The organism is Marinilabilia sp. (genome assembly GCF_016278715.1).
In the GTDB taxonomy this organism is placed as follows: domain Bacteria; phylum Bacteroidota; class Bacteroidia; order Bacteroidales; family Marinilabiliaceae; genus Marinilabilia.
On sequence record NZ_JADQBH010000211.1, the window covers coordinates 1 to 4,958 of the forward strand.

Below are 4,958 nucleotides of genomic sequence, written 5' to 3' on the forward strand. Positions count from 1 at the left end.
GGTATTTTCAACAGTGGTACGTTCTGCTTCTTCCACTGCCAGCGACCGTTCTCCCATTACAGCACCGGATGGAGTATCAATTCTTATATCGTTTTTGCGCGCCACGGTGTGAACAATTTCACAATCGTGACCAGTTCCGTCAATTACGGCTTTTGCCATTATAATAAGTGGATCCACATGCATCCCTTCGCGGTGTACCGGTGCCCAGTTGATTACCAGACCGCTGACCTTGTTGTTGTGGAATACCACATCTTCGATGGATGTACAGTTGAAGATTCGTGCTCCTGCTTTGGTGGCATGATAGGTGAGGGCAGAAGTGGCGTGAACCGAATCTACCGTATAGTACTCATCTTTGTAATGGTGGTAATCTATTTGGAGTTCTTTAAGGATATGCAGAGCTGCTTTCTGTACCATGATTTCGTTAAACATCATGGCACCGCCCCACATTCCTCCCCCGGGAGCCAGTTTACGTTCGAAAACAGCTACTTTTTTTCCTGATTTGGCCAGATAGTAAGCTGCGATGAGTCCCGAAGGGCCGCCACCAACAATGGCCACATCAACTGATAAGTTTTCTTTGAGTTTTGAAAAGTAAGAATCAATGATTCCCGCTGATACAATTTGTTCCATAGTGAATGATTTTTAGTTGATTAATCACAAATGAGTTTGGCAAAAAAGATTGTTTTTAAACCGGGCTCATAGATCTATGGAGTTCGAAAAAAAGGAGAGCATACGACGAACACGTCTTCCCTTCGCAGGCATTACCCTGAGCAGGTTTAAAGGGTATGATCTCAGCCTTTTAATCAGGCACCCCCAGATTGTTTTGGTATTGCAAATGTAGCGGTAGTTTTTTAGAAACAAAGAGTAGCAGCAGAAAAAAAAAGACCCTGTGCGGATAACTCAGAGTCTTTATTTTTAAGGAAATTTTTTCTACCATCGTTGATGCACATCCTGTTTGATGTACTTTTCATAGATGTCATTCATCTTTGTTATTTTCTCGGGAGAAAGTTCCGGCATATCGAAAACCGAAAGATTTGATTTTACATGGTCCATTGAAGAAGCTCCGGGAATGATGCAGCTGACTTCCTTAAACTGCAGAATCCATTGAAGTGCAATGGGGGCAAGGTTTTCCTGTCCCGGAAACAATGCTTTTAAATCGTCCACGGCTTTCAATCCTTTATCAAAATCAATACCTGCGAAGGTTTCTCCTTTGTCGAATGCTGAACCGTCGCGATTAAAGTTACGATGGTCTTCTGCATCAAATATGGTGTTGGAATCGAACTTTCCGGTCAGCAGTCCGCTGGCTAAAGGAACTCTCACTATGATGCCCACGTCTTTTTTCGCCGCTTCTTTGAAGAACAGTTCTTTCGGACGTTGACGGAAAACATTGAAGATAATCTGAACCGTATTGACATTGGGATATTCAATGGCCTTGAGGGCTTCTTCAACTTTTTCAACGCTGACGCCCAGGTTTTTAATTTTTCCCTGTTCTTTTAATTTTTCGAATCGTTCAAATATTTCGGGGCGGTAATAAACATCGGTTGGGGGGCAATGCAACTGAATGAGGTCCAGGGCTTCCAATCCTGTTCTTTTCAGGCTGTCTTCTACAAATTTTTGCAATACATCCGGTTGATAACCTTCATTAACATGCGGATTGATTTGACGGCCGCACTTGGAGGCCACATAAACCTCCTCAGAGCGACTGCGCACAACACGCCCAACTGCTTTTTCGCTGAGGCCATTTTCATATACATCCGCTGTGTCGATGAAATTCACTCCGTTGTCGATGGCAGTATTGATGATTTCGTCAGCCTTTTTGTCGTTAAATCCCGAACCCCATTTTCCTCCGACTTGCCATGTGCCAAGAGATATTTCTGAGATTTTGAGACCTGTTTTTCCTAATGTTCTGTAATTCATGATTAAGTGATTTATTTGGTCTTTTTTGAAAAAATGCAATCGATTGCTTAATTCGGTAGCTCAAAATTACAAAATTATTGTGAGCTTAAAAATCTGGTTCATCATACAATAGATCGTTAGATTTTTAGCTATAAGTTTTTAGAAATTTTGTAAAATCCTGATATGCTGAATTTTAACAAGCGCCTTGAGGTGCAAACAATTGTTTTGCAGTGTATTGCAAAAGTATAACGAAGTAATGTTATAATAATGCATACCTATTTAAACACTTCCAAAAGGTCATAATCGAAAAAGCAAGAGAAAAACAAACAATTACACATATTTGGTACGACCCGCTTTAGGAGTCGATTCTCATATAATAATTACATCTATAAATATTTGATCCATTGGGTTAAGTCTTTATTTTTTGAGGGAATTAGAGCCTAAAGGGGTCTTGATGATTATTGTTGTTCGCAAAATTCAAAATATTGACGCTGAAGGTGTCGTATGCTTTAGTGATTGTTAGAAATATCTTTTTTTAACGAACGAAATAATTAAATAGGTATCCATATTTGTGATAAGCGAGAAATCTTATCATAATTGAGTCTGCTCCAAAAAGAGGTATTTTGTCAAGGTTGAGGCGCAGGAAATTATTGAATCAGGTATAACTTATTGTTAATGAGGATTTAAAAACTTACTGTTACGAAGAAATTGGTCACAAAAAGCCTTTCCGGAGTGGCTAAAGCTGACTGTCTAACACTCTGTCAGTAAGACTATTGGTTGTCAGTGTGAGTTGTGACAACAAAATTCGGACTATTTTTTGAGTTTTTTTCCAAATCTTAAAATACTATTTTTGCGGTTCATTTTTTTCAATACAAATGAGTATTACATCTTTTATAATTCTGGGGATGGGACTGTCAGTTGACAGTCTGGCGGCCAGTATAACCACCGGGGCATGTTCTTTAAAGCTCAGACTATCTCAAATTCTGAAGATTGCCGCCTTTATGGCTGTTTTTCAGGCATCAATGCCTTTGCTTGGCTGGGTTATTGGTAGAAGTTTTAAAAATATGGTTGTAGCTTATGATCATTGGATTGCGTTGCTGTTCCTGGTGGCAATTGGAGCGAAACTTATTTATGACGGACTGAGAAATGACGAGGGAGAAGTTTCCTGTCTTTGTCCTTCCAATCATCTTCTGCTGGCAGGAATGGCTTTGGCGACCAGCATTGATGCGTTAGTAGTAGGCATCGGTTTTGGTGTTTTAAGTATCAATATCTGGCAAGCGGTTGTGATTATCGGGGTTACCACTTTTTTATTTTCGATTACCGGTGTATTACTCGGAATGAGAGTTGGTGAGCGCATCAATAAAGGAATAGAGGTTTTCGGTGGTCTGGTGCTTATCGGCTTGGGGTTAAAGATTTTCCTTTCACATGTTATTGAGATCATAAAATAAAAATCCTAAATTTGGAAATACTTTTTCGAATAGAATATTTTTCGTAAAAGTTTTTTTGAATTAGGATGGGTTGCTTGTTTTAAATATTTTGCATTCTTTGTAGTAGGTTTTACGAATATTATCGTAAACCTATTCATTTTTTATAAACCAAAAGAGTCATTATGAAAAAACAAGCTATTACTTTAGGGCGTATTGGTATTTTATTACCTATCGCAAGTCTTATTCCGTTACTGGGGTCTGTAGCAGGTCTTGCTGCTTTAATATTGTTATTGATGTCGCATCATCAGTTCTCCAAAGCATACGAGAATCCGCCCATATTTAAGAAAGCATTGATTGGTTTTTTAATTCCTGTGATAGTTAATATTGTGGGAATGGTAATAATTGTGATAGGTGCAGGCTCTGCTTTTCTTACCTTAACAGGCGATGGGTTTGATCCTGAAAATATTCAGCAAATCATGACGTTATTGTTCGAAAGCGGTGTGACTATTGTTGGTCTTTTACTGATTTTGATTGGTACAATTGTTGGAAATTATTTTATATTCCAGGCATTGAAAGCTCTGGCTGCCTCATCGGGCGTCAACACATTTAAAACTGCCGGATTACTCTATTTTATCGGAGCTATTGGGCTTATTCTTTTCGGATTGGGAATTCTGGTTGCAATTGTAGCATGGATAATTCATGTGGTGGCCTATTTTTCAATTCAGGCTGAAGAACCTATAACAGAACAAGCAGTCTAAAAAAAAACATGAGTGAGGTCTAAAAAGCATCTTTATTGCCAACCTCTTTGTTGTTTTACAATTTTGAATTCTCATTAACAGCTGGTTAATACCGGCACAAAATTTTAAAACGCCTCAATTTAGACAAAAATATACCTTTTTATACCGCACTCAACCAATAAAAAACCCGGCCAAGTATGAGCCGGGTTTTTTTAGTATAAAAAAAGCCCGTCTTGCGACGGGCTTAATATTTTTAGCAAAGTAGAAAAATCTGACTAAGCTAATTTCACATCTACAGCATTAAGACCTTTTCTACCTTCGGTAAGTTCAAAAGTTACTTCATCGCCTTCGTTGACTGTGTCAATCAAACCTGTGGCGTGTACAAAATACTCTTTCTGTGTTTCATCTTCTTTAATGAATCCAAAACCTTTGCTCTCGTTAAAGAATTTTACTGTTCCTTTGTTCATGATAAATGTTTAATAAATTTGAAGGGTGCAAGGTATGGTTTATTTTTTAAAATCACATATTTTTCTAAAAAAAATGCTTTTCTACCCTGTATTTATATTTGTGAAACAATTAGTAACGAACCTTCACACTTGGACGAATATCCGAATTTTGGGTATGGTAGGTCTTGTATTCTTCGCTTTCCAATCAAATAGTGTCTTAAATATTTTCCAACAAGGGATTTCATCCCTTAAACCCTGATCCCGATTATGGTTTTGTAAGGTTTTGATTTTCCAAAACCAACAAAAACCTATTTCGGGACAAAGAAATTATTTCATGATTATTGCTACGCTCAGCATTGTTCAAGCAAGCTTGACACTGCTTTCACTAATCGCAATAATCCAAGACTGAGCCAGCTTTCGCTCTAAAAACTACGGTTCTTTTATCGTAATCGTCA

At 38.2% G+C, this 4,958-nt stretch carries 5 protein-coding genes and 1 riboswitch; of the genes, 2 read left to right on the plus strand and 3 right to left on the minus strand.

All coding sequences use genetic code 11. The features are described 5' to 3' along the window. Positions 1-627: sulfide-dependent adenosine diphosphate thiazole synthase (locus QZZ43_RS12990; protein ID WP_291860060.1), on the minus strand; the 627-nt coding region annotated here is incomplete at its 3' end. A 100-nt stretch (positions 628-727) separates the two neighbouring features. Continuing rightward, positions 728-822, minus strand: a riboswitch (TPP riboswitch). Positions 823-927: 105 nt separating this feature from the next. Then, positions 928-1,914 (minus strand): aldo/keto reductase, encoded by a 987-nt coding sequence (locus QZZ43_RS12995; RefSeq protein ID WP_291860062.1) that lies wholly within the window; start codon positions 1,912-1,914, stop codon positions 928-930. An 854-nt stretch (positions 1,915-2,768) separates the two neighbouring features. On the opposite strand from QZZ43_RS12995, the gene QZZ43_RS13000 reads away from it, so the two are divergent. Beyond that, on the plus strand, positions 2,769-3,341 hold the full coding sequence (locus tag QZZ43_RS13000; protein WP_291860065.1) for a manganese efflux pump MntP family protein: 573 nt from the start codon (positions 2,769-2,771) through the stop codon (positions 3,339-3,341). Between the two features lie 161 nt (positions 3,342-3,502). Beyond that, the gene (locus tag QZZ43_RS13005) at positions 3,503-4,078 is read left to right on the plus strand and encodes a DUF996 domain-containing protein (RefSeq protein WP_291860068.1); all 576 of its coding nucleotides are present in this window, start codon (positions 3,503-3,505) and stop codon (positions 4,076-4,078) included. Between the two features lie 254 nt (positions 4,079-4,332). Here the strand turns inward: QZZ43_RS13005 and QZZ43_RS13010 are convergent, their stop codons facing one another. Next, entirely contained in the window at positions 4,333-4,524 is a 192-nt protein-coding gene (locus tag QZZ43_RS13010) for a cold-shock protein (RefSeq protein WP_106152371.1), read from the minus strand. Positions 4,525-4,958 lie beyond the last annotated feature (434 nt).

Coding starts and splice junctions, on each gene's coding strand:
- QZZ43_RS13000 (WP_291860065.1), top strand. CDS start 2,769: ATGAGTATTACATCTTTTATAATTCTGGGGATGGGACTGTCAGTTGAC.
- QZZ43_RS13010 (WP_106152371.1), bottom strand. CDS start 4,524: ATGAACAAAGGAACAGTAAAATTCTTTAACGAGAGCAAAGGTTTTGGA.
- QZZ43_RS12995 (WP_291860062.1), bottom strand. CDS start 1,914: ATGAATTACAGAACATTAGGAAAAACAGGTCTCAAAATCTCAGAAATA.
- QZZ43_RS13005 (WP_291860068.1), top strand. CDS start 3,503: ATGAAAAAACAAGCTATTACTTTAGGGCGTATTGGTATTTTATTACCT.